Below are 20,799 nucleotides of genomic sequence, written 5' to 3'. Positions count from 1 at the left end.
TAAACTCGTGATTGTTACCCGAATTGCCGGGGCGTGTCGATAGGTAACACTTCCCGATGGCATCAGGTCGCCGGTAACAGCGCTACCAGGCCGGCAGTGTCCAGAGTGTCGGTCAGCCCCACCAGGTGGCGACCGTCCGGCAGCGTCAGCTCCGGCGACAGCTCCAGCAGCGGCACTACCACGAAGGCGCGCCGGGTGAGCTCGGGGTGGGGCACGCACAGGCGCGGTAGAGCAAGCACGCTGTTATCGAACAGTAGCAGATCCAGGTCCAGGGTGCGGGGGCCCCAGTGTCGGGCACGCACTCGGCGGTGGCGCTGCTCCAGGGCCTGCAGCTGGTCGAGTAGCGCCAGCGGCGAGAGGCGGGTCTCCAGTAGCGCCACGGCATTGATGAAGTCGGGCTGATCCTGGGGGCCAAGCGGTCGGCTGGCATAGCAGCGTGAGGCGCCCAGGCGACGAGTGAGTGGCAGGCGGGCCAGCTCCTCGAGGGCCTGCTCGATGTGCCGCTGCGGATCGTCCAGGTTGCTGCCCAGGCCGATCCATGCGCGATGTGAACTCATCCGTTGCCGTTGTCGCCGCCGGTATTATCACCACGCGGTTTGCGTCGCCGCCGCCGACGTTTACCCGGTGCGCCGCTGCCGGCGGGGTTGGCGCCAACCTTGTCCAAAAGACGGCGCTGCTCATGCTCGTCGGCGTTCTGGAAGGCGGTCCACCAGTCGCCCAGGCCAGGTTCGAGCTCGCCGGCGGCCTCGCGCAGCAGCAGCAGATCATAGGCGGCGCGAAAGCGGGGGTGCTCGCGGGTCTGGAAGACGCGGCGACCGCGACGCATCGGCAGGCGCTGTTGTAGGTCCCAGATGTCCCGCATCGGCAGGCTGAAACGCTTGGGAATCGAGATATGCTGCAGCTGGCGGGAGACCACCTGCTGGGAGGCCGCCTGTAGCGCCGGAATCGGCGGCATGCCGTCGCGCTCATGAGCGACCTGCCGAAGCTGCACAGGACCCCAAAGCAAGGCGGCGAACAGGAAAGCCGGTGTGACCGGCCGCTCCTCGGCGATGCGCCGATCCGTGCTGGCGAGTGCCGCTTCTACCAGGGGCTCAGCCCAGGGCAGTTCGTCCATGGCCTCAGCGGCTTCCGGAAAGAGCATCTCAAACAACCCGTATTGGCGGAGAAGACGGAATGTCTCGAGCCCGTGCCCTCCCATAAACAGCTTGAGGATCTCATCAAAAAGCCGCGCCGGCGGGATCTGCAACAGCAGCGGGGCGAGATCACTGATCGGCGCCTCGGTGGCGGGGGCCAGATGGAAGTCCAGCTTGCCCGCGAAGCGCACTGCTCGCAGCATGCGTACCGGATCCTCGCGGTAGCGAGTCGCCGGGTCGCCGATCAGACGGAGGGTGCGATCCTCGATGTCACGTACGCCGTTAGCGAAGTCGTGGATCGAGAAGTCGGCGATACTGTAGTAAAGGGCATTGATGGTGAAGTCGCGGCGTATGGCGTCTTCCTGGATATTGCCCCACACGTTATCGCGCAGCAGCAGTCCCTCATCAGACTGCTGGGCGATGTGGTCACTATGATCGTCGCCGGGCTTGCCGCGAAAGGTGGTGACCTCGATCACCTCTCGGCCGAAGCGCACGTGAACAATACGAAATCGTCTACCGATGATCCGCGAGTTTCGAAACAGCGTCTTGACCTCTTCCGGCGTGGCGTCGGTAGCCACGTCGAAATCCTTGGGCATGCGTCCGATCAGGGAATCGCGGATACAACCACCCACCAGGAAGGCCTGATACCCGGCGTTGTGCAGCCGATAGAGCACCTTGAGGGCGGCGTCACTGAAGTGCTGACGCGACACCGGATGCTCCTGGCGTGGAATGATGCGCGGCTCGGAGAGGCCAGCAGCGGCGCTGCTTTCGGGGCCGAAGAAAGACTTCAGGCGTTCGCCCGGACTCTGCAGAAAGCGGGTAAATCCTTTGAACATGCGGCGATTTCGACTCGCAGTGCGAAAAAATGGTGTGGGAAAGGAAGTACTAAAGGGTCCGAGTGTAGCCGACCCCCCGGACCTTGCATAGCATGGCGGCGTTAGCGGCTGGTGTCAGATACCCCGCAGGGTAGGGTCCAATAGAAAGGGGAGGCCAGCTGGCCTCCCCTTAAAGCATTCTTGCAGCGTCCATGCTGCTGATTCTTCTTCGTGATGGCACATCGCCTTGAATACGCACCGCAGTCACTAAGGAGAAAAAACAGGCTAGCTGTGTTGTTGTCCTTATTGGCGCTCCTGGTGGTGACCGCCTCGTATTCAAAACAATAATCCAACCACGACGGCAGTGGATCTGCCTCCCCCCGACTTCTTGGTCTTGTTTCCGGGGGTGCACCTTCGACGGCATTATTCTTGTTGTTGGCCGTGCTGATGCGTCGGGTCCTGGGTCTCCGGTTCCTCGCGAAATTTGTTGTTGTTGGCAAGCGAGAGGCCGAGCACGTTTTCTGTTGTTGTTGTTAGCTAATCGCGCCTGGATGGCACTGGCCCGCAGATGTTGTTATTGGCGGTGCGGGCGTTGTCACACGGGTCCGGCATTTTTTTGTTGTTGACGAAGGCGGACGGTGACACCGGAATTTGTTTTTCTTACCCGTATATACAGCAGGCTGCATGCCAGGCTAATTTTATCCATTTAATATCAGTGATTTGCGGGAATGTTTTGCCGGCGCCTGACGCGACGTGGGGCAGAGTGTTACCTCTGTGGCGCTAATTTGGGGCGCGCGCTGTGTGGGACGGTAACAAATGACGCAAAACGGGAAGCGTGACCGCACAACCTAGGGCCGACGGTGGTCGCCCCAGGTGCTGGCGTGTTGGTCGTATGAACAATGGTCACATGGGTACTGCTTGTTCATTCATTCTTGCGTCTTGGGCTCTTCTTGCGGGGAATGCCCAGGCGCTGGCGCCGTTCCCACAGCGACTTGCGGCTGATACCGAGTTTCTGGGCCAGTTCGGTCTCGCTCATTTGATCCTGATGCTCCAGCACAAAGTGCTGAAAATAATCTTCGAGCGAGAGATCGTCCTCGGCATCGCCCTGGCTGGCGTCGGTTTTTGCCTTGACGGTCTCAGGTTCGGGCTCAGGGTGTGTGATCTTGCGTGATGTGGGAAGCGTGCCGCTGATCGGGGAGAGTCCCAGGTCGTCGGGATGGATCAGGTGACCCTCGGCGAGGATCACTCCGCGTTCGAGAGCGTTTTCCAACTCGCGTACGTTGCCGGGCCAGGGGTAGTCGTGAATCTCGCGGCGGGCGGCGCGGGAGAGCCGAAGTCCTTCGCGATCGTGGCGCTTACACGCCTGGTCCAGCAGGATGTCGGCGATCAGCAGTACGTCATCCTCGCGGTCGCGTAGTGGAGGCAGGTCGATCTGCATGACGTTGAGGCGATAGTAGAGGTCCAGACGGAATTCGCCGGTCTTCGACAAAGCGCGCAAGTCGCGGTGGGTGGCGGCGATCAGGCGCACGTCTACGTGGCGAGTCTCCACCGAGCCGATCTTGCGGATTTCGCCCTCTTGCAGCACTCGTAGTAGCCGTGCCTGAGCGTCCAGAGGCAGTTCGCCGATCTCGTCGAGGAACAGGGTGCCGCCGTCAGCGGCCTCCACAAGACCGGTGCGGGCGGCGCTGGCGCCGGTGAATGCGCCCTTTTCGTGTCCGAACAGCTCAGACTCGATCAGCGTCTCGGGAATTGCCGCACAGTTGACACTGATCAGGGCTGCCCGGGCGCGCTTGCTCTGCTGGTGCAGGGCGCGCGCCACCAACTCCTTGCCGGTACCGGATTCGCCCTGGATCAGCACGGTGACGTCGGCCGGTGCGGTCTTGCGAATGCGCGAGTAGACCAGTTGCATGGCCGAGCAGCTGCCTATCATCGGCTGGGCCTGGCCGCTGGGCTCGGTGATATCCGGCGGCTCAGCGCGCCGCGAGGCTTGCAGGTGCAGCACCCGAGCCACGGTCTCCAGCAACTCGTCGTGATCGAAGGGCTTGGCGACATAGTCCACGGCACCCTGCTTGAGAGCGTCCACTGCCGATCGCATGCTGGCGTAGCTGGTCATGATCAACACCGGCACCGGTGCGGCGCGGGCGATCAGCTCGGTGCCGGGTTCTCCGGGCAGGCGCAAATCGCTGATCACCAGGTCGAAGCGCTGGGGATCCAGTGCCGTGGCCTCGTCAACGGAGCCGGCCTCGTCGACACGGTAGTCGTGGCGTTCCAGCAGGCGCCGCAACGCGCTGCGGATAATGGCTTCGTCTTCTACGATCAGGATCCGGCTCATCGCGGTGTCTCACCCTCCTGTGGGTTCAGCGGCAGCCAGAGGCTGATGCGGGTGCCGCGCTCGCGTTCTGGCGGCGGCGATTCGATATCGATTTGGCCGTGGTGTTCGGCGACGATGCTGTAGACAAGCGGCAAGCCCAGCCCCGTGCCCTTGCCGGGGGGCTTAGTGGTGGTGAAGGGCTCGAAGAGGTGGTCGCGTACCCGCTCGTCGATGCCATGGCCCTCGTCGGTAACGGTGACTCTCAGTCCGGAAGCCTCGGCGCTCGCCTCGATGACCACGCGGCCTCCAGGGAGGCTCGCATCGCGCGCGTTGCCCAGCAGGTTGACCATGACCTGCAACAGGCGCTGGGCATCTCCCTGGAGGTGGGGTATCTGGGGGCAGCGGTTCTCGAAGATGACATCGTCGCCCGAGCGGGCGAGATGTATCAAGTGAATCGCTTCGTCGGTGACCTCGGCCAGGGAGACCGGGGCAAACGACTGCCCGCTGAGGTGGCGTCCACCGTGGGCAAAGCCCACCAGGGACGAGACGATTCGCGAGACTCGGTCGGTGAGCTGCTGAATCTGCTCGGCGGTCTCGAGGATCTCGGGGTTTTCGGTGTCATAGCGCAGGTTCTGGGCCAGCGAGGAGATCCCGGTGATGGGGTTGCCGATCTCGTGGGCGACCCCGGCGGCTAGCTGGCCGATGGAGGCCAGCCGTGCAGCGTGGACCAGCTCATCCTCCAGCCACTTCATCTCGCTGTGGTCTTCCACCAGGATCACCATGCCACCGGGCTCGCTGTTATCCCCCGCGAGCTCGGCCTTGTGCAGGCTCAGATAGCGGACTCCGCCTTCCAGGGTAACCGGCTGTTTGTAGAGGTGGCTGTGTGACGCGGTAAAAATGCGACCCAGCAGCTCTCCCCAGGGGGCCGGCAGGCTGTCGCGGCGGGCGCCGATGACGCTGGCGCCGTCGATGCCGCTGAGCGCGGCCAGCGTGTCGTTCCACATCAGCAGCTCGCCGTCCTCGCCGAAGGCGCATAGCCCTACCGGCAGGCGGGTCAGGGTGCGGCGGTGGTAGCGGCGCAGGCCGTCGAGCTCCCGGGCCATGCCGGTGAGGCGTGAGCGGTAGGCCTCCAGACGGCTCTCCACGTAGTGGATGTCCTCGGTGGCGCCGGCGCTGCCCTCGCGGTAAGGCAGGTAGCGGTCGACAATGTCCTGAGCCACCGAAGGGCCCATCAGACCAGAGAGGTTGGCCTGCAGGCGGTCGCGCAACCGTCGCAGGGCGTACGGGCGGCCGTCCAGGGCGGCCAGTCCCAGGTCGTTCAGGGCTCGTTCTACCTCGCGCTTCGCCGCCTCGTCGCCCAGGGCGCGAGCCAGATGCGTCTTGAATTCCTCGCCGTTGGCGGCTTCGAGTGGCAGGCGCTTGGGGCGGATCACCGCATCCACCGAGCAGGCCTCGGCGGCGGCACGCTCTCCTTCGGAGGTGTGGGTGGCCAGGGAGACGACGATGAATACCAGGGCGTTACCGGCCAGGGATACCAGGGTGACCACGTACCATTCTGGTTCGCCGGCCACTGCCTCGAGCCCAGGGGGAATCACCACCAGCGGTGGCAGTCCGGTGAGCAGCGGCCCCCACAGGCCGAGCAGCCATACCACCAGGCCCACCACAAGCCCCGAGATCATCCCCTTGCGATTGGCGCCGGGCCAGTACAGCAGGGCCAGCAGCCCAGGCAGGCATTGGGCCATGCCGACGAAAGCAGCCAGTGCCAGAGTGGTGAGGTCGTGGTGGACCCCCACGATGCGATAGAAGAGCCATCCACCCAGCACCACAGCGCCCACCAAGGCACGGCGCAACCATAGCAGCCAGCGGTAGAGGTCGAGTTGGGCTTCGGGGGGGTGAGCGACCAGTAACACGTGGTTGAGAATCATGCCTGACAGCGCCAGGGCGATCAGCACCATGGTGGCGCTGGTGGCGGCTAGCCCAGCAATGAAGGCCAGCGACTGCACCCACAGCGACTCCGACAGCCCGAAGGCCAGGTAGGCGGAAGGCAGCACGTCGTCGGCGCCAAGCCGCTGGCCCGCCCACAGGATAAGCGGTACCGGCAGCGCCATCAGCAGCAGGAACAGTGGCAGTGCCCAACTGGCCTGAAGCAGAGTGAGGCGGGAGTGGGTTTCGGTAAAGGTGATATGAAAAATGTGGGGCATCAACAGGGCCGCCGCGAAAAATAGCAGCAGCAGAGTCCGCCAGTGGGCTGGATCGGGCTGCACCACGCCGGTCTGAAAGGCTTGGCCGGGGCCATCGAGCCAGGTCTGCAGGTCAGCGGGACCGTTGAAGACCACGAACAGCGCAAAGGCGCCAAGGCCGAGCATGGCGACCAGCTTGACCAGGGAAGAGAGGGCAATCACCGCCAGCAGACTGTCGTGGTGTCCATCCACGCGGCCCTGGCGGGCCCCGAACAGCATGGCGAACAGGGCGATCATGGCGCAGAAGGCTAGCGCCAGCAGAGACGGCGAGGCGGCACCGGTCATCAGGAAGATGGCATCGCCCATGGTCTGCACCTGTAGGGCCAGCAGCGGCAGAACTGCCAGCAGGCTGATCAGGGTGATCAGGGTGCCTACCCACCGCGAACGAAACCGGAAGGCGAACAGATCGGAAAGCGAGGCCAGCTGGTAGGTGCGGGTCATGCGTTGTATCGGTACCAGCAGCACCGGAGCGAGCAGGAAAGCCCCGGCGACGCCCAGGTAGTAGGCCAGATAGCTGTAGCCCGAGGTCGAGGCGAGTTCCAGGCTGCCGTAGACGGCCCAGGCGCTGGCGTAGACCCCCAGCGCCAGGGTATAGACCAGCGGGTGGCGAGTGATGCGCGTGCCGATGACCCCGCGCTCTACTGCCAACGCGCACAGGAAGAGCACCAGCAAAAAGCCTGTGCCCAGGGCAAACATCCCGGCCAGACTAGCGTTCATCGAGTTTCCTCTTCTGCTCCAGCCACAGGGTCAGGGCGATCAGCACGCCCCAGATGACGAAGGGGCGATACCAGGCCACGCCGGGACTGGCCCAGCCGCTCATCATCAACGGCGAGAGCAGGTAGCCGCCGAGCACCAGGAACAGCAGGATGCGATAGACGTACATGGGCGCCTCTCAGTCTGACGGGGGCGCGCCGCCGGTGATTGTGCGGTGCGGCTCTGGGCGTATACGAGAGGCCTCCCAGTGCAAGACCCCCCAGGCGAGCTGCTCGGCCACCGGCGCCCCGGCAAGGTCGGCGGGCGGTGCCTGGTCCAGGGCCGTCAGGGCAGCGTGGAGCAGCGGGCGCACGGCGTCGTCGGTGGTGGGCAGCGCCGGGGCCAAATTCTGCTTGGAGAGCTTCTGACCGTCCTTGCCGAGGATCAGCGGCAGGTGGAGATAGCGTGGCTCGGGGAAGTCCAGAGCCTGCTGCAGCTGGCGCTGCCAGGGCGTGTTATCCAGCAGGTCGAAGCCACGCACCACGTCGCCGACCTCCTGCTCGGCGTCATCCACCACCACGGCGAGTTGGTAGGCCCACAGATCATCTTTGCGCCTGAGCACTACGTCGCCAAGCGAGGCGGGGTCGAAGCGCTGCTCGCCGAACAGTCGGTCTTTCCATACTACCGGACGCAGCCCCAGGTCGCTGCGGAGTCGCCATGCCACCGGCTTGCCGGGTTCGCGCACGCCTTCCCGACACCAGCCAGGGTAGATCGGATAGTCTCGCCACTGCTTGCGTGAGCAGCTACAGGGGTAGGCGAGGCCAAGTCGAACCAGCCGCTCGAGGGCGGCCTGATAGGTGCCGTCACGGCCATTCTGATATAGCGTTGGGCCGTCCCAGTGAAGGCCGAAGGCTTCCAACTGGTGGCGGATCTGGTCAGCAGCATCAGCCGGGCAGCGTGGCGGGTCGATATCCTCGATGCGCAACAGCCATTCGCCGCCGGCGTGGCGAGCATCCAGGAAGCTGGCCAGCGCCGCCACGAGGGAGCCGAAGTGCAGGGGGCCGGAGGGGGTCGGGGCGAAACGGCCGCGGTAGTGGCTCATGGACGAGCGTCTCCTGCAGAGGCGCCAACGGGCACCCAGGGGTGCCCGCTACGCATGCTTCATGCAGATCATCGACATGCTCAGATCAGCCGCCCAGCTGCTTTTCCTTGAGCTCGGCCAGCGTCTTGCAGTCGACGCATAGGGTAGCAGTAGGTCGTGCCTCAAGTCGGCGGATGCCGATCTCGACGCCACATGCCTCGCAGAAGCCATAGTCATCTTCGTCGATGTTATCGAGGGTCTCGTTGATCTTCTTGAGTAGTTTGCGCTCGCGATCCCGGGTGCGCAGCTCCAGGCTAAACCCCTCTTCCTGAGTGGCACGGTCGGCCGGGTCGGCGTAGTTGTTGGCCTCTTCCTGCAGATGACGCACGGTGCGGTCCACCTCTTCCATGAGCTCCTGCTTCCAGCCCAGCAGGATCTGACGAAAGTGCTCCAGCTGCTTCTCGTTCATGTACTCTTCACCCGCCGCCGGTTCATAGGGGGTGAATTTCCTGGGCGCTTCCACTTTCTTGTCGGCTACTGGCATGGGACTGCCTCATTACTTGAGTGACTGCTGATCAATACCCGCTCTAAGCAGGGTATCTCACGCCAAAGGCATGCTGTTTAGCGGAAAAGTCGGAAGTTTGCAACTTTGCGGGCCTCGCAAGCTGCGGCCCTGCTACTAAAGTCGCTGCACTATTGCGCTTTGGAGTCATGACACGTTGACTGCGCCACGGGAGCCTGGCTCCCTATTGTTCAACTCTCGTTCACAGGAGCCTTGCCATGGCGTGGAGTCCGCGCATCGACCGGGTTGCTCCCTTTCGGGTCATGAGCCTGTTGGAAACCGCCCAGGCTCGTGAGGCCGCCGGGCACGATGTCATTCATCTGGAGGTGGGAGAACCCGATTTCCCCACCCCCGAGCCGGTGGTGGCCGCCGGCCATGCTGCGCTGGCTGCGGGTTATACTCGCTATACGCCGGCGGCGGGACTTCCTGCACTGCGCGAGGCGATTGCCGGCCACTATGCGGAGCAGTTCGGTGCCGATGTCGATCCCGGGCGCATCCTGGTCACCCCCGGGGCTTCCGGGGCACTGCTGTTGGCCAGTCAGCTGCTGTCAGGCCCCGGGGACCGAGTGCTGATGGCCGACCCCAACTATCCCTGTAACCGCCATTTCATGGCCTTGGCCGGCGCCGAGGTGGATGCCGTGCCAGTGGGGTCGGCGAGCGGCTGGCAGCTCAACGCTGATCTTATCGAGGCCCACTGGCGTGACGCTACCCAGCTGGCGATGCTGGCCACGCCCTCGAATCCCACTGGCCACATGCTGGATGCCCAGCAGCTGACGGCGGTGGCCTCGACGGTGGCGGCAAGGGGCGGTCACCTGCTGGTGGATGAGATCTACCAGGGGCTCTGCTTTGATCTCAAACCACTCTCGGTGGCGGCCATCACCCCGGATGCCTTTGTGGTCAACAGCTTCTCCAAGTACTTCGGCATGACCGGCTGGCGTCTGGGCTGGCTGCTGGCCCCGGAGGCCGCGGTGGAGCCGCTCACCCGACTGGCCCAGAACGTCTTTCTGGCCGCCTCCACGCCGGCCCAGCATGCGGCCCTGGCCGCCTTCACGCCAGAGTGTCGCTCACTTCTCGAGGCCAGGCGTATCGAGCTGGGGCGCCGTCGTGATGCTCTGCTGTCGGGCCTGGCGCGGTTGGGGTTGGCGCCCTCGCTGCCACCCCAGGGAGCCTTCTATCTGTGGCTCGACATCTCCCGCTACAGCGACGACAGCCAGGACTTCTGCCGGCGTCTGCTGGAAGAGGAAAACGTCGCGATCACACCGGGCATCGACTTTGCCCTGGAGGGCGGCGAGTACCACGTGCGCATTGCCTTCACCACCGGGGTCGAGCGTTTGGGAGAGGCGGTTGATCGCCTGGAACGCTTCCTGGCGCGCCGATAGAGGGGGGTGGGCATGGATTACCCCGAACTGATACCCGGCACCCTGCTGCGTCGCCACAAGCGCTTCCTGGCCGACGTGCGCCTCGACGACGGCCGGGAGGTGGTGGCCCATTGCCCCAACACCGGATCCATGCGGGCCGTGAACGTGCCGGGCTGCCGGGTGTGGCTCGCGCCCAGCGACAATCCGGCGCGCAAGCTAGCCTGGACCTGGGAGCTGATCGAGCTGCCCCAGCACGACGGTCGCCTGGCGATTGCCTCGGTGAACACAGGGCGGGCCAACCGTATCGTCGAGGAGGCGCTCAGGGAGGGGCAGGTTCCGGGCCTTGAGGGCTATGCCGAGCTCAAGCGCGAGGCAAACGTGGCGATCGACGGGGAGAGGGCCTCCCGGCTGGACTTCCGCCTTGAAGACCCTGAACGCGGCACTGCCTTCGTGGAAGTGAAGCAGGTGACCCTCAAGGAGGTTGACGGGCACGGTTATTTTCCCGACGCGGTGAGCGAGCGGGGCCGCCGGCATCTGGAGGTGCTGGCGGCTCTGGCCGAGCAGGGTCAGCGCGCTGTGTTGCTGTTCTGCGTGGCCCACGAGGGCATCGGTGATGTCGCCCCGGCCTGGCATCAGGACCCGGCCTATGCGGCCGCGCTCGAGGGAGCGGCCGCCAGTGGTGTGGAGGTGCTGGCCCATCGCTGTGTGGTGGAGCGCCACGGCGATGTGCCGGTGGCGATCCGCTTGGGGCAGGCGCTGCCCGTGGACTTGAAGCGACGCCTTGCGCCATAAAGGATAGCCCCGTTAAGAACAGCGCCGTGAAGGGCAGCGCCGGGTCGCTTAGCGGTCGATATAGAAACGCTGGATGAAGCTGACCCTGGCTGGCTCTGCGTTGCGATCGTGGAGGACCTCCAGATCAAAGCGCATCGCCTCGTCGTCGTGGATGCGGAACACCGCCACCTGTGAAGGGACATCGCCGCTGCGCAGGGTGCGGAAACTCAGCGATGTGCGCTTGTCGCTGCTGCTGAGCCCCCCGACCGAGCCATTCACGGAGACAGGGAGAGCCCGAGTGGTACCATCATCGCGCTCCTCGAGCACACTGACGTTGAGCAACGCCATCGCGTTGTTGCGTGGAATGTCGTGTTCGCGGGCCACTGTCTCGGGCAGGAAGCTGGTATTCACCGCGCTATAGTGGATTTGGTGGTTGCCGATCTGCTCGAATTGCTGGGCGACGGCAGGACCGCTCAGCAGGGCCAGGGCGCTTACCGCCAGGAAGGCCAGGATGCCAGGTTTCATCGTCACCCCTCTCATCTACCCTGTTGGGTTCAGGCTGTAGTGCCGTTGTCGGGTCAGCCGCGGGTGACCCGGAAGATCGCGATTTCGCCGAACAAGTTGGGCCATAGCCGCGAGGTCCAATGTCCTTCATGGTCGCCAATGCCCACTGCTCGGTCGACAATGATCAGACCCTTGTCTCGGCACAGTTGTTCAAAGTCGTTGAAGGTCGACAGGTGAATATTAGGGGTGTCGTACCAGGCGTGGGGCAGCGACTTGGACACGGGCATGTAGCCACGGATGCCCAGATACACGCGGTGGCGCCAATAGGCGAAGTTGGGGAAGGTAATGATCGCTTCGCTGGCGACCCGCAACATCTCGTCGAGCATCAGGTCGGGGCGGCGCAGCGCCTGTAGAGCCTGGGTCATGATCACCAGATCGCAGGCGTCGTCGTCGAAGTTGGCCAGTCCCTGGTCGAGGTTCTGTTCGATGACATTGACGCCTCGTGCGATACAGGCGGTGATGCCGTCCGGGTCGATCTCCAGGCCATAGCCGGTGACATTCTTGTCACGGGCCAGGGCCGCCAGAAGGCTACCATCGCCACAGGCCAGGTCGAGGATGTGGGCGTTCTCGGGGATCCATTCATGGATCAGCTTGAAGTCGGGACGGTTCATCATGCGTGCGTCTCCAGCCCGAGGTCTGCCGCCACGCGGTCCATGAAGGCGGCGAAGACCGCCTGGTAGCGAGGCTCCGGCATCAGGAAGGCGTCGTGGCCGTGGGTCGAGTCGATGTTGGCATAGCTGACCGACTTGCCGGCACGCACCAGGGCGTTGACCAGTTCCCTCGAGCGCGGCGGTGGGAAGCGCCAGTCGGTAGTGAAGCTGACCACCAGGAAGGGGCAGGTGGCCGGGGTCAGCGCCTGAGCAAGGTCGCTATCGTGACCCGCTGCCGGATCGAAATAGTCCAGCGCCTTGGTCATTAACAAATAGGTGTTGGCGTCGAAGGAAGTGGAGAAGGCATCGCCCTGATAGCGCAGGTATGACTCCACTTGGAACTCTACGTCGAAGCCGAAGTTGAGGTCGTCGGCGCGCAGGTCGCGACCGAACCTGTGCCCCATGGCGTCCTCGGAGAGATAGGTGATATGCCCCACCATCCGCGCAAGCTTGAGGCCGCGACGCGGCATGGTGTCGTGCTCGGTATACCAGCCATCGTGAAAGTCAGGGTCGGAACGAATCGCTTGGCGAGCAACCTCGTTGAAGGCGATGTTCTGGGCCGAGAGTTTGGAGGTGGCGGCGATCACCGCGGCGCTGGCCACTCGCTCCGGGTAGGCTAGCGTCCACTGCAGCGCCTGCATGCCGCCCAGGCTGCCGCCGATTACCGCGGCGAAGCGTTGGATACCCAGCCGATCGGCCAGTCGGGCCTGGCTGTTCACCCAGTCGCTCACCGTCACCATCGGGAACTCTGGGCCCCACAGGCGCCCGGTCTCGGGGTTTTCCCGGTTGGGCCCGGTACTGCCGTGGCAGCCGCCGAGGTTGTTGAGCGAGACCACGAAGAAACGCTCGGTATCGATGGATTTGCCGGGGCCGATATGGGCGTCCCACCAGCCCGGCTTGCGCTCGTCCGCGCTACGATAGCCGGCAGCATGGTGGTGGCCAGATAGCGCGTGGCAGATCAGTACCGCATTGGAGCGTTCGGCGTTGAGGGTGCCATAGGTCTCGTAGACGAGGTCATAGGCCGGCAGCGTCCTGCCGCAGGCCAGGGCCAGTGGGTCGTCGAAGTGCGCCGTCTGGGGCGTCACCAGGCCGACCGAGTCAACAGGGAGCTCGGGCATCAGTCGTTCCGTGTCCAGTCGTTGCGGTGGGCGGGGTGGGTTTCAGAGTCCCACCAGAGCGCCGACCACGCCGGCGGCGCGGGTCAGCGAGCCAACCACGATACCATCGATCAGGCTGATGGCGATGAATGCCACGATGGGCGAGAGGTCGATCATGCCCAGCGGCGGTATGACCCTTCTCAGTGGCGACATGATCGGCTCCACCAGTTGCATCACCAGCATGGCCCCCGGGTGGCTGGCGTTGGGGGCTACCCAGCTGAGGATAATCATCCCGATCAATGCGAAAAAGTAGATCTTGAGGATGGCGTTGGCCAGCGCCGCCACGGTACCGATGGCCACGCTGACGATGGGGGGCATGCCAAAGCCGGCCACCTGCAGGATGATGACGATGCTGACTGCCTTGATCACAAAGCCGGTGGCCAGGGTAGCCAGGTCGAATCGCCCCATTACCGGACCCAGGAAGCTCTGGAAGGGTCGCACCGCTGGCTGGGTGATTTTTACCACTGTCTGGCTAATGGGGTTGTAGTAGTCGGCCTGGGACGCTTGCAGCAGGAAGCGCAGCATCAGCAAGAAGATGTACAGGTTGACCAGGGTGTTGACCAGCAGCAGGCCGGCATTTCCCATGAGGGTTCCTCCATGTCGTGGGCAGACCGCCGTCCGGCGACCTTTTGAAACGATTGCCTGGGATCAGCGATTGCTGAGCTCTGTGGCCATTTCCCGAGCGCGCGCGGCACAGGCGTCCATTGCCTCGGCGAGTATTCGGCGCAGGTCGGCTGACTCGAGATGCTCGACGGCGCGTTCGGTGGTGCCGCCGGGGGACATGACGTTTTGCTTGAGCTCGGCGGGGGTCTTGTCGCTGGCCATTGCCATCTTCGCCGCGCCGAAAGCGGTCTGCATGGCCAGCCGCCGGGCCGTCTCGGCGGGGAGGCCAAGCTTCACGCCTGCCTCTTCCATAGCCTCGAACATCAGGAAGAAGTATGCCGGGCCGCTGCCGGAGACGGCAGTGACCGCATCCAGCAGTGCTTCCTCCTCGACCCACTCTACCAGGCCCACGGCCTCCATCAGCTCGGTGGCGAGCTGGCGTTGCTCGTCGCTGACGCTGGCATTGGCAAACAGGCCGGAGGCGCCGGCGCCGACCAGAGCCGGGGTGTTGGGCATACAACGCACCATGGCCAGTTCCCCGCCCAACCAGCCTTCCAGGGTGGCGGCGTCGAGGCCGGCGGCCACCGAGATGATCAGCGGGCGGCGGCGCTGGATCACGCTGGCCAGTCCCTCGCAGACCTCCTTCATCATCTGGGGCTTCACTGCCAGCACGACGACGTCGGCCTGGGTTACCGCGGCGACATTGTCGGTGTTGGTGTGTATGCCATAACGCTCGTTTACCGGGGCAAGGAAGGCGTCGCTGGGGGAAGTGGCGGTAATCGCAGAGGGCGAGTAGCCGCTGTCGATCATGCCGCCAATGATAGCGCTAGCCATGTTGCCGGCGCCGATGAAGGTGACTCTGGTAGACATGGAGAAGTGTCCTGTGTTGCTTAACGAGTGGGTCGGTGGAGGCATCCGGCAGATGCGGTAAGTCGGTTGATTAGCGTGGGCTTTCACGCTCCCCAAAGATGGCGGTGCCTACCCGCACCAGGGTTGCTTCCTCCAGTATGGCGGCCTCGAGATCATTGGTCATGCCCATGGATAGGGTGTCCAGTGGCGCCTCGGGGAAGCGGTCTTGTAGCGCTCTCAGCGCTTCTTTCAATCGGGCAAAGGGCTCGCGCTGGGCATCCATGTTCTCCCCCGGGGCTGGAATTGCCATCAGTCCGCGCAGACGCAGTTGCGGCATTTCCAGCACCGCTCCGGCGAGTTCCGGCAGTTCGGCAAGGCTGGCGCCTGACTTGCTGGGCTCCGCGCTGATATTGACCTGCAGGCAGACGTTGAGAGGTGGCAATCCCTCCGGGCGTTGATCATTGAGGCGTCTGGCGATCTTCTCTCGGTCTACGCTGTGTACCCAGGCGAAGTGTTCGGCCACGTCGCGGGTCTTGTTGGATTGCAGCGGGCCGATGAAATGCCAGACGATGTCGTCGAGGTCGGCCAACTCAACCTGCTTGGCCAAGCCTTCCTGGACATAGTTCTCGCCAAATTCGCGCTGGCCGAGGTGCCAGGCCTCCCGTATCAGCGCCGCCGGCTTGGTCTTGCTGACCGCCAACAGACGAGCGTCAGTGGTTGGCCGGCCGGCGGCAGACAAGGCATCGTTTAACCGCTGTCGCACCTTCGCCAACGATTCGGCGAGGGGGGTGGAGGCAGAAGGGGCTGTCATGTGGCAAGCTCTGTCATACTGAACATTACAAGATGTCACCAGGTCTGCGGGAGTAAGGGAAAACGCATGGATATTACCGAACTGCTGGCGTTCTCGGCAAAACAGAAGGCCTCTGACCTGCATCTTTCGGCAGGCCTGCCGCCGATGATCCGGGTCGACGGCGACATTCGTCGTCTGAACGTACCGGCCATGGAGGACCGCGAGGTCCGAAAGTTAATCTATGACATCATGGCTGACCGCCAGCGCCGTGACTACGAGGAGTTTTTCGAGACTGACTTCTCCTTCGAGGTGCCTGGGGTGTCGCGTTTCCGTGTCAATGTTTTCAACCATGCCCGTGGCTCCGGGGCGGTATTCCGGACCATCCCCACCGATGTGCTGACCATGGAGGACCTCGGTCTTGGTACCGTCTTCCGCCAGCTCTCCATGTTGCCCCGTGGTCTGGTGCTGGTGACCGGCCCCACCGGTTCAGGCAAGAGCACTACTTTGGCGGCGATGATCGATTACATCAACGAAAACCGCTACGAGCATATCCTCACCATCGAGGATCCAGTGGAATTCGTCCACCGCAGCAAGCGCTGTCTGATCAACCAGCGCGAGGTGCACCGAGATACCCACGGCTTCGCTCCGGCACTGCGCAGCGCCCTGCGCGAGGATCCGGACGTGATCCTGGTAGGCGAGCTTCGCGATCTGGAAACCATTCGGCTGGCGCTCACCGCAGCCGAAACAGGGCACCTGGTGTTCGGTACCCTGCACACCACCTCGGCGGCCAAGACCATTGACCGGATCATCGACGTCTTCCCCGGGGATGAAAAGTCGATGGTGCGCTCGATGCTTTCGGAGTCGCTCCAGGCGGTGATCTCCCAGGCGCTGCTCAAACGCATGGGCGGCGGCCGTGTGGCGGCCCACGAGATCCTTATCGCCACCGCGGCGGTGCGTAACCTGGTCCGCGAAGACAAGGTGGCGCAGATCTACTCAGCCATTCAGACCGGCGGCAACCTGGGCATGCAGACCTTGGATGCCTCTCTGGCCAAGCTGGTGGCAGATAATGTGGTCGCGCGCGACGAGGCGCAGGCCAAGGCCAAGGGCGTGCTGGCGAACTGAGGGGGTCTCGGCCGCTAGGCAGGGGACAACGGGTAAGATAGGAGCAGGGATATGACGGCGAAAGAGTGGCTCTATCAGCTGCTGGATATCATGGTGCAGAAGGAAGCATCGGATTTGCTGATTTCAGTGAATGCACCGCCAACGCTGAAAATGGCCGGTAAGCTCACCCCCCTCGGAGATCATAATCTCAGCGTGGAGCAGGTCACCGAACTGGTCGGCACATCGATTCCCGACGTCTTGCGGGAACGCTTCCGGGTCGAACGCGAAGCCAATTTTGCGCTGAGCCTCAAGGGCAAGGGTCGCTTTCGCGTCAGCGCCTTCCAACAGCGCAACCAGATGGCGATGGTGATACGGCGTATCGGCTTCGAGATTCCGCATCTGGAGGAGCTGTCGCTGCCTTCCACACTTGGCGAGCTGGTCAATAACAAGCGCGGGCTCGTGTTCGTGGTCGGGGGCACCGGCACCGGCAAGTCGACCACCCTGGCGTCGATGATCCAGTATCGCAACGAGACGATAGGTGGCCATATTATCAGTGTCGAGGACCCCATCGAGTACGTGCATCCGCACAAGAAAGCGATCATCAATCAGCGCGAAGTCGGGATCGACACTGAATCCTTCGAGGTGGCGCTCAAAAACACCCTGCGCCAGGCGCCGGACGTGATCCTGATCGGGGAAGTGCGTACCCAGGAGACTATGGAGCACGCTCTGACCTTTGCCGAGACAGGCCACCTCTGCCTGGCCACGCTTCACGCCAACAATGCCAACCAGGCGCTGGACCGCATCATCAACTTCTTTCCCATCGAGCGTCACGCACAGGTCTGGCTCGACCTCTCGCTCAACCTGCGGGCCATTGTCGCTCAGCAACTGCTGCCCACGGTGGACGGTGGACGCTGCCCGGCCATCGAGATCATGCTCAAGTCGCCCCTGATCGGTGACCTGATACGCAAGGGCGACGTCAGCGAGATCAAGAATGTCATGACCCGTTCGCGCGACCTGGGCATGCAGACCTTCGATCAGGCGCTTTTCGATCTCTTCAAGGAGGGTAAGATCACCGAGGAGGTGGCATTGGTGCATGCCGACTCGGCCAACGATCTGCGCATGATGATCAAGTACGGCGACGCGGGCAGCGACGGGATGACCCAGGCTGTTGAGGCCGCCAGCCACCTCTCGCTGAAGCGCGATGATGACTTCTAGACCGCTTTCGGTGCGGAATCAGGGGGCGTAGACGCCCCCCAATACGCGTAATCCCTCGGCGCCGGTTACCGAGGGCAGGTTGCCCGGCAGGCCCTGAAGCCTTCGACAGGCCAGCCAAGCGAAAGCCCCGGCCTCTAGCCAGTCGGCCGGCCAGCCCGATGCCGCACCGTCGGTCAGGGCCGAATCGGGCATCCGGTTGGCGAGGCGAGAAAGCAGGTCGTGATTATGGGCGCCTCCGCCGCAGGGAATCAGTCGCATTGCCGCAGGCGCTTCGAGCCGCTCTCGCGCCATGCTCACCGCCAGGGCCACACTCTCGGCGGTGAGCTGTGCCAGAGTGGCCTGCACGTCTTCGGGCTTCTCCTCACCTGTCAGGTGAGCATCCAGCCAGTCGAGGTGGAACAGTTCTCGGCCGGTACTACGCGGAGGCGGCAGGTGGAAGAAGGGTTCGGCCAGCAGTTGATTCAAAAGCATCTCGTCGACCTGCCCCGAGGCTGCCCAGGCACCGTCCGCATCGAAGTCTCCGCCGCGGTGGCGAGCGTGCCAGGCGTCCAGCAGTGCATTGGCTGGTCCTGAGTCAAAGCCTTGTGGTGCTCGAGGATCTTCCGCCGGAGGTAGCAGGGTCAGGTTGGCGAACCCTCCCAGGTTGAGCACCAGACACCACGCCCCCCTGGCGCGGAACAGTGCTTCGTGGAAGGCGGGTGCCAAGGGCGCTGCCTGACCGCCAGCAGCCAGGTCACGGCGGCGGAAGTCGGCCACCACGGTGAGGCCGGTGAGTTCAGCCAGCAGGCTTGGGTTATCGAGTTGAAGCGTATAGGCAGGGCCGCCGGCATACCCTCTCGGGGCGTGCTCGATGGTCTGACCGTGGCTGCCGATGGCGACCACTACCTCGGGGGGCGTGCCGGAACACGATAACAGCGCCCTGACGGCCTTCGCCTGCAGCCGGCAGAAAGCATCTTCGGCCTCGGCTAGCTCGGCAAAGGTCGTTTTCCTGGCGTGGCATAGCTTCCAGAGTTGCTTGCGCAGGAGCAACGGCATCGGCTCGGCATGGGTGCCCATAAGGCGCGGCCGGTTGCCGGATGGGGTATCGTCGATCTCCACCAGGGCGGCATCGATGCCGTCAAGACTGGTGCCAGACATCAAGCCAATATATAAGGGCATGTCACTCTCTCGGGTCGTTGGGCGTCACCGCAAGACGCCGTCTCATGCTAACATCCTGCCCCATTCGATGGTCCCTGCAGGGGCCCGGCAACCGGACACATGGAGTAGGGGACGATGAGCGACGTAGCGAGCGCGCTTGCGCTGCTGAAGCGAGGCACTCAGGAAATCCTGCTGGAAGATGAACTGATCAAAAAGCTGGAGTCCGGGCGCAAGCTCCGGATCAAAGCAGGCTTTGATCCCACCGCCCCTGATTTGCACCTGGGTCACAGCGTGCTGCTGACCAAGATGCGTCAGTTTCAGGACCTTGGCCACCAGATCATCTTCTTGATCGGCGACTTCACCGGTCGCATCGGCGATCCTACCGGCAAGAACGTCACCCGCAAGCCGCTTACCGAAGAAGAGGTTCGCGTCAACGCCGAGACCTATAAGGAGCAGGTGTTCAAGATCCTCGACCCCGAGAAGACCGAGGTGCGCTTCAACTCCGAGTGGTTCGCCGAGCTGTCCGCGGCCAAGATGATCGAGCTGGCGGCGCAAAGTACCGTGGCGCGCATGCTCGAGCGCGACGACTTCGACAAGCGCTACAAGGCCGGCCAGCCGATCTCTATCCACGAGTTTCTCTACCCGCTAGTGCAGGGCTATGACTCCGTGGCATTGGAAGCCGACGTCGAGATGGGCGGTACCGATCAGAAGTTCAACCTGCTGATGGGTCGTGAGGTACAGAAGCACTTCGGCATGCCACCTCAGGTGGTGATCACCATGCCGCTACTCGAGGGGTTGGACGGCGTGCAGAAGATGTCCAAGTCGCTGGGCAACTATGTGGGCGTGGACGAAGCGCCGGGTGCGATGTTCAACAAGCTGGTCTCCATGCCGGATAGCCTCATATGGCGTTATTTCGAGCTGCTATCGCTCAAGACCAATGAAGAGATCGAGGCGCTCAAGGCCGAGGTCGAGGCCGGTGCCAACCCTCGCGATGTCAAGATGCTCCTGGCCCGTGAGTTGATCGGCCGCTACCACGGCGAGGAAGCAGCTACCAATGCACATCGTTCTGCTGGCAACCGACTAGCCGAGGGAGAGCTGCCCGAAGACCTACCCGAGGTGGAACTGGACTTAGAGGGCAGTGAGCAGGCGCCAATTGCGGCGGTGCTCAACCGCTCCGGCCTCGCCAACAACAGCGCACAGGCAAAGGACATGCTCGGTAACGGCAGGGTCAGGGTGGATGGTGCGGTGGTTGAGCGCGATCACATGTTGGCTACCGGTAAGTGCTACGTCATCCAGGCCGGCAAGAAGCGCTATGCTCGGGTAACCCTCAAGTAGTGGAGTGATGGCCTGCCCTGTGGATGCTCCTGTCATCTGCGCGACGCCCTTCTGTCATGCTCCTGACACTTTTTTATCAGGAGGCCCTTGCGGGGTGGCGGGGAACGTCGTAAAGTACGCATCCGCTGCGGGCAACGAGCAACGTTGCCGGCGGTGGCAAGTTGAGGAAGTGATTGTTCTACTTGAGGTTTTTCGGCAGTGCCGACAGGCTTCTCGCTTGACACTCACGGCGGATTCGGTAGAATGCGCCCTCACACGATTCGCGGTCATCGCTGCCCTGGCAGGATGCGGCGGCAAGTAGGACAGACGGCAGGTCATCGCCCACTCCCCGCTTGACACGCTGACGCAAATCGGTAGAATACGCCTTCCTCGCAGGGCGCTGACGAGACGGAGCCGCTACCTCTGGTAAGCCCCGCCCCGGCAGCACAGCGAGA

19 protein-coding genes are annotated in these 20,799 nt (G+C 63.5%); 5 read left to right on the top strand and 14 right to left on the bottom strand.

Annotation, left to right across the window (positions count from 1 at the left end; genetic code table 11):
- Positions 1-62 precede the first annotated feature (62 nt).
- From folK to dksA, 7 genes are all read right to left on the bottom strand, one after another.
- Positions 63-557, bottom strand: a complete 495-nt coding sequence (gene folK / locus ACFODV_RS13995; protein ID WP_379760479.1) for a 2-amino-4-hydroxy-6-hydroxymethyldihydropteridine diphosphokinase — start codon at positions 555-557, stop codon at positions 63-65.
- Entirely contained in the window at positions 554-1,969 is a 1,416-nt protein-coding gene (gene pcnB, locus ACFODV_RS13990) for a polynucleotide adenylyltransferase PcnB (protein WP_379760477.1), read from the bottom strand. The genes folK and pcnB overlap by 4 nt, the downstream gene beginning before the upstream one ends.
- A gap of 901 nt (positions 1,970-2,870) precedes the next feature.
- Positions 2,871-4,280, bottom strand: coding sequence for a sigma-54-dependent transcriptional regulator (locus ACFODV_RS13985; RefSeq protein WP_379760475.1), 1,410 nt, complete (start codon positions 4,278-4,280; stop codon positions 2,871-2,873).
- Complete coding sequence (locus ACFODV_RS13980; RefSeq protein ID WP_379760473.1) at positions 4,277-7,216, bottom strand: ATP-binding protein; 2,940 nt, start codon at positions 7,214-7,216, stop codon at positions 4,277-4,279. The genes ACFODV_RS13985 and ACFODV_RS13980 overlap by 4 nt, the downstream gene beginning before the upstream one ends.
- Positions 7,206-7,382: a hypothetical protein gene (locus ACFODV_RS13975; RefSeq protein ID WP_290783817.1), complete on the bottom strand. Its 177-nt coding sequence runs from the start codon at positions 7,380-7,382 to the stop codon at positions 7,206-7,208. The genes ACFODV_RS13980 and ACFODV_RS13975 overlap by 11 nt, the downstream gene beginning before the upstream one ends.
- Before the next feature lie 9 nt (positions 7,383-7,391).
- Complete coding sequence (gene gluQRS / locus ACFODV_RS13970) at positions 7,392-8,294, bottom strand: tRNA glutamyl-Q(34) synthetase GluQRS (RefSeq protein WP_379760471.1); 903 nt, start codon at positions 8,292-8,294, stop codon at positions 7,392-7,394.
- 85 nt (positions 8,295-8,379) lie between these two features.
- Entirely contained in the window at positions 8,380-8,817 is a 438-nt protein-coding gene (dksA, locus tag ACFODV_RS13965) for an RNA polymerase-binding protein DksA (protein WP_379760469.1), read from the bottom strand.
- A 236-nt stretch (positions 8,818-9,053) separates the two neighbouring features.
- On the opposite strand from dksA, the gene ACFODV_RS13960 reads away from it, so the two are divergent.
- Together ACFODV_RS13960 and sfsA are read left to right on the top strand one after the other, a co-directional pair.
- Positions 9,054-10,214, top strand: coding sequence for an aminotransferase class I/II-fold pyridoxal phosphate-dependent enzyme (locus ACFODV_RS13960; protein WP_379760467.1), 1,161 nt, complete (start codon positions 9,054-9,056; stop codon positions 10,212-10,214).
- Positions 10,215-10,226: 12 nt separating this feature from the next.
- Positions 10,227-10,985, top strand: a complete 759-nt coding sequence (gene sfsA, locus ACFODV_RS13955; protein ID WP_379760465.1) for a DNA/RNA nuclease SfsA — start codon at positions 10,227-10,229, stop codon at positions 10,983-10,985.
- A gap of 48 nt (positions 10,986-11,033) precedes the next feature.
- Here sfsA and ACFODV_RS13950 read toward each other — a convergent pair whose 3' ends face one another.
- The 6 genes from ACFODV_RS13950 to ACFODV_RS13925 all read right to left on the bottom strand — a co-directional run bounded on the left by ACFODV_RS13950 (position 11,034) and on the right by ACFODV_RS13925 (position 15,598).
- Positions 11,034-11,489, bottom strand: coding sequence for a DUF4426 domain-containing protein (locus tag ACFODV_RS13950; RefSeq protein WP_379760463.1), 456 nt, complete (start codon positions 11,487-11,489; stop codon positions 11,034-11,036).
- Positions 11,490-11,542: 53 nt separating this feature from the next.
- On the bottom strand, positions 11,543-12,139 hold the full coding sequence (gene metW, locus ACFODV_RS13945) for a methionine biosynthesis protein MetW (protein WP_379760559.1): 597 nt from the start codon (positions 12,137-12,139) through the stop codon (positions 11,543-11,545).
- Positions 12,139-13,296 (bottom strand): homoserine O-succinyltransferase MetX, encoded by a 1,158-nt coding sequence (gene metX, locus ACFODV_RS13940; protein WP_379760461.1) that lies wholly within the window; start codon positions 13,294-13,296, stop codon positions 12,139-12,141. Before metX ends, metW begins: the two co-directional genes overlap by 1 nt.
- A gap of 42 nt (positions 13,297-13,338) precedes the next feature.
- A complete protein-coding gene (locus ACFODV_RS13935; protein ID WP_379760459.1) occupies positions 13,339-13,920 on the bottom strand; it encodes a YggT family protein in 582 nt (193 codons plus the stop codon).
- 63 nt (positions 13,921-13,983) lie between these two features.
- A complete protein-coding gene (proC, locus tag ACFODV_RS13930; RefSeq protein ID WP_379760457.1) occupies positions 13,984-14,808 on the bottom strand; it encodes a pyrroline-5-carboxylate reductase in 825 nt (274 codons plus the stop codon).
- 70 nt (positions 14,809-14,878) lie between these two features.
- Positions 14,879-15,598, bottom strand: a complete 720-nt coding sequence (locus tag ACFODV_RS13925; protein WP_379760455.1) for a YggS family pyridoxal phosphate-dependent enzyme — start codon at positions 15,596-15,598, stop codon at positions 14,879-14,881.
- A gap of 66 nt (positions 15,599-15,664) precedes the next feature.
- Here ACFODV_RS13925 and ACFODV_RS13920 point away from each other — a divergent pair, with 66 nt between their 5' ends.
- Positions 15,665-16,699: a type IV pilus twitching motility protein PilT gene (locus ACFODV_RS13920; RefSeq protein ID WP_379760453.1), complete on the top strand. Its 1,035-nt coding sequence runs from the start codon at positions 15,665-15,667 to the stop codon at positions 16,697-16,699.
- Between the two features lie 51 nt (positions 16,700-16,750).
- Positions 16,751-17,893, top strand: coding sequence for a PilT/PilU family type 4a pilus ATPase (locus ACFODV_RS13915; protein WP_379760451.1), 1,143 nt, complete (start codon positions 16,751-16,753; stop codon positions 17,891-17,893).
- An 18-nt stretch (positions 17,894-17,911) separates the two neighbouring features.
- Here the strand turns inward: ACFODV_RS13915 and ACFODV_RS13910 are convergent, their stop codons facing one another.
- Positions 17,912-19,051, bottom strand: a complete 1,140-nt coding sequence (locus tag ACFODV_RS13910) for an anhydro-N-acetylmuramic acid kinase (RefSeq protein WP_379760449.1) — start codon at positions 19,049-19,051, stop codon at positions 17,912-17,914.
- 114 nt (positions 19,052-19,165) lie between these two features.
- On the opposite strand from ACFODV_RS13910, the gene tyrS reads away from it, so the two are divergent.
- A complete protein-coding gene (gene tyrS, locus ACFODV_RS13905; protein WP_379760447.1) occupies positions 19,166-20,365 on the top strand; it encodes a tyrosine--tRNA ligase in 1,200 nt (399 codons plus the stop codon).
- Positions 20,366-20,799: the final 434 nt, after the last annotated feature.

Source organism: Halomonas tibetensis (genome assembly GCF_042643535.1).
Classification (GTDB): Bacteria; Pseudomonadota; Gammaproteobacteria; order Pseudomonadales; family Halomonadaceae; genus Halomonas; species Halomonas tibetensis.
The sequence above is the reverse complement of the archived record's forward strand: the minus strand, read 5'-3'. Positions and strand labels throughout refer to the sequence as shown.

What these genes read in the sequence shown, in the direction of transcription:
- folK (WP_379760479.1), bottom strand. Translation starts at nt 557, where the DNA reads ATGAGTTCACATCGCGCATGGATCGGCCTGGGCAGCAACCTGGACGAT.
- pcnB (WP_379760477.1), bottom strand. Translation starts at nt 1,969, where the DNA reads ATGTTCAAAGGATTTACCCGCTTTCTGCAGAGTCCGGGCGAACGCCTG.
- ACFODV_RS13985 (WP_379760475.1), bottom strand. Translation starts at nt 4,280, where the DNA reads ATGAGCCGGATCCTGATCGTAGAAGACGAAGCCATTATCCGCAGCGCG.
- ACFODV_RS13980 (WP_379760473.1), bottom strand. Translation starts at nt 7,216, where the DNA reads ATGAACGCTAGTCTGGCCGGGATGTTTGCCCTGGGCACAGGCTTTTTG.
- ACFODV_RS13975 (WP_290783817.1), bottom strand. Translation starts at nt 7,382, where the DNA reads ATGTACGTCTATCGCATCCTGCTGTTCCTGGTGCTCGGCGGCTACCTG.
- gluQRS (WP_379760471.1), bottom strand. Translation starts at nt 8,294, where the DNA reads ATGAGCCACTACCGCGGCCGTTTCGCCCCGACCCCCTCCGGCCCCCTG.
- dksA (WP_379760469.1), bottom strand. Translation starts at nt 8,817, where the DNA reads ATGCCAGTAGCCGACAAGAAAGTGGAAGCGCCCAGGAAATTCACCCCC.
- ACFODV_RS13960 (WP_379760467.1), top strand. Translation starts at nt 9,054, where the DNA reads ATGGCGTGGAGTCCGCGCATCGACCGGGTTGCTCCCTTTCGGGTCATG.
- sfsA (WP_379760465.1), top strand. Translation starts at nt 10,227, where the DNA reads ATGGATTACCCCGAACTGATACCCGGCACCCTGCTGCGTCGCCACAAG.
- ACFODV_RS13950 (WP_379760463.1), bottom strand. Translation starts at nt 11,489, where the DNA reads ATGAAACCTGGCATCCTGGCCTTCCTGGCGGTAAGCGCCCTGGCCCTG.
- metW (WP_379760559.1), bottom strand. Translation starts at nt 12,139, where the DNA reads ATGAACCGTCCCGACTTCAAGCTGATCCATGAATGGATCCCCGAGAAC.
- metX (WP_379760461.1), bottom strand. Translation starts at nt 13,296, where the DNA reads ATGCCCGAGCTCCCTGTTGACTCGGTCGGCCTGGTGACGCCCCAGACG.
- ACFODV_RS13935 (WP_379760459.1), bottom strand. Translation starts at nt 13,920, where the DNA reads ATGGGAAATGCCGGCCTGCTGCTGGTCAACACCCTGGTCAACCTGTAC.
- proC (WP_379760457.1), bottom strand. Translation starts at nt 14,808, where the DNA reads ATGTCTACCAGAGTCACCTTCATCGGCGCCGGCAACATGGCTAGCGCT.
- ACFODV_RS13925 (WP_379760455.1), bottom strand. Translation starts at nt 15,598, where the DNA reads ATGACAGCCCCTTCTGCCTCCACCCCCCTCGCCGAATCGTTGGCGAAG.
- ACFODV_RS13920 (WP_379760453.1), top strand. Translation starts at nt 15,665, where the DNA reads ATGGATATTACCGAACTGCTGGCGTTCTCGGCAAAACAGAAGGCCTCT.
- ACFODV_RS13915 (WP_379760451.1), top strand. Translation starts at nt 16,751, where the DNA reads ATGACGGCGAAAGAGTGGCTCTATCAGCTGCTGGATATCATGGTGCAG.
- ACFODV_RS13910 (WP_379760449.1), bottom strand. Translation starts at nt 19,051, where the DNA reads ATGCCCTTATATATTGGCTTGATGTCTGGCACCAGTCTTGACGGCATC.
- tyrS (WP_379760447.1), top strand. Translation starts at nt 19,166, where the DNA reads ATGAGCGACGTAGCGAGCGCGCTTGCGCTGCTGAAGCGAGGCACTCAG.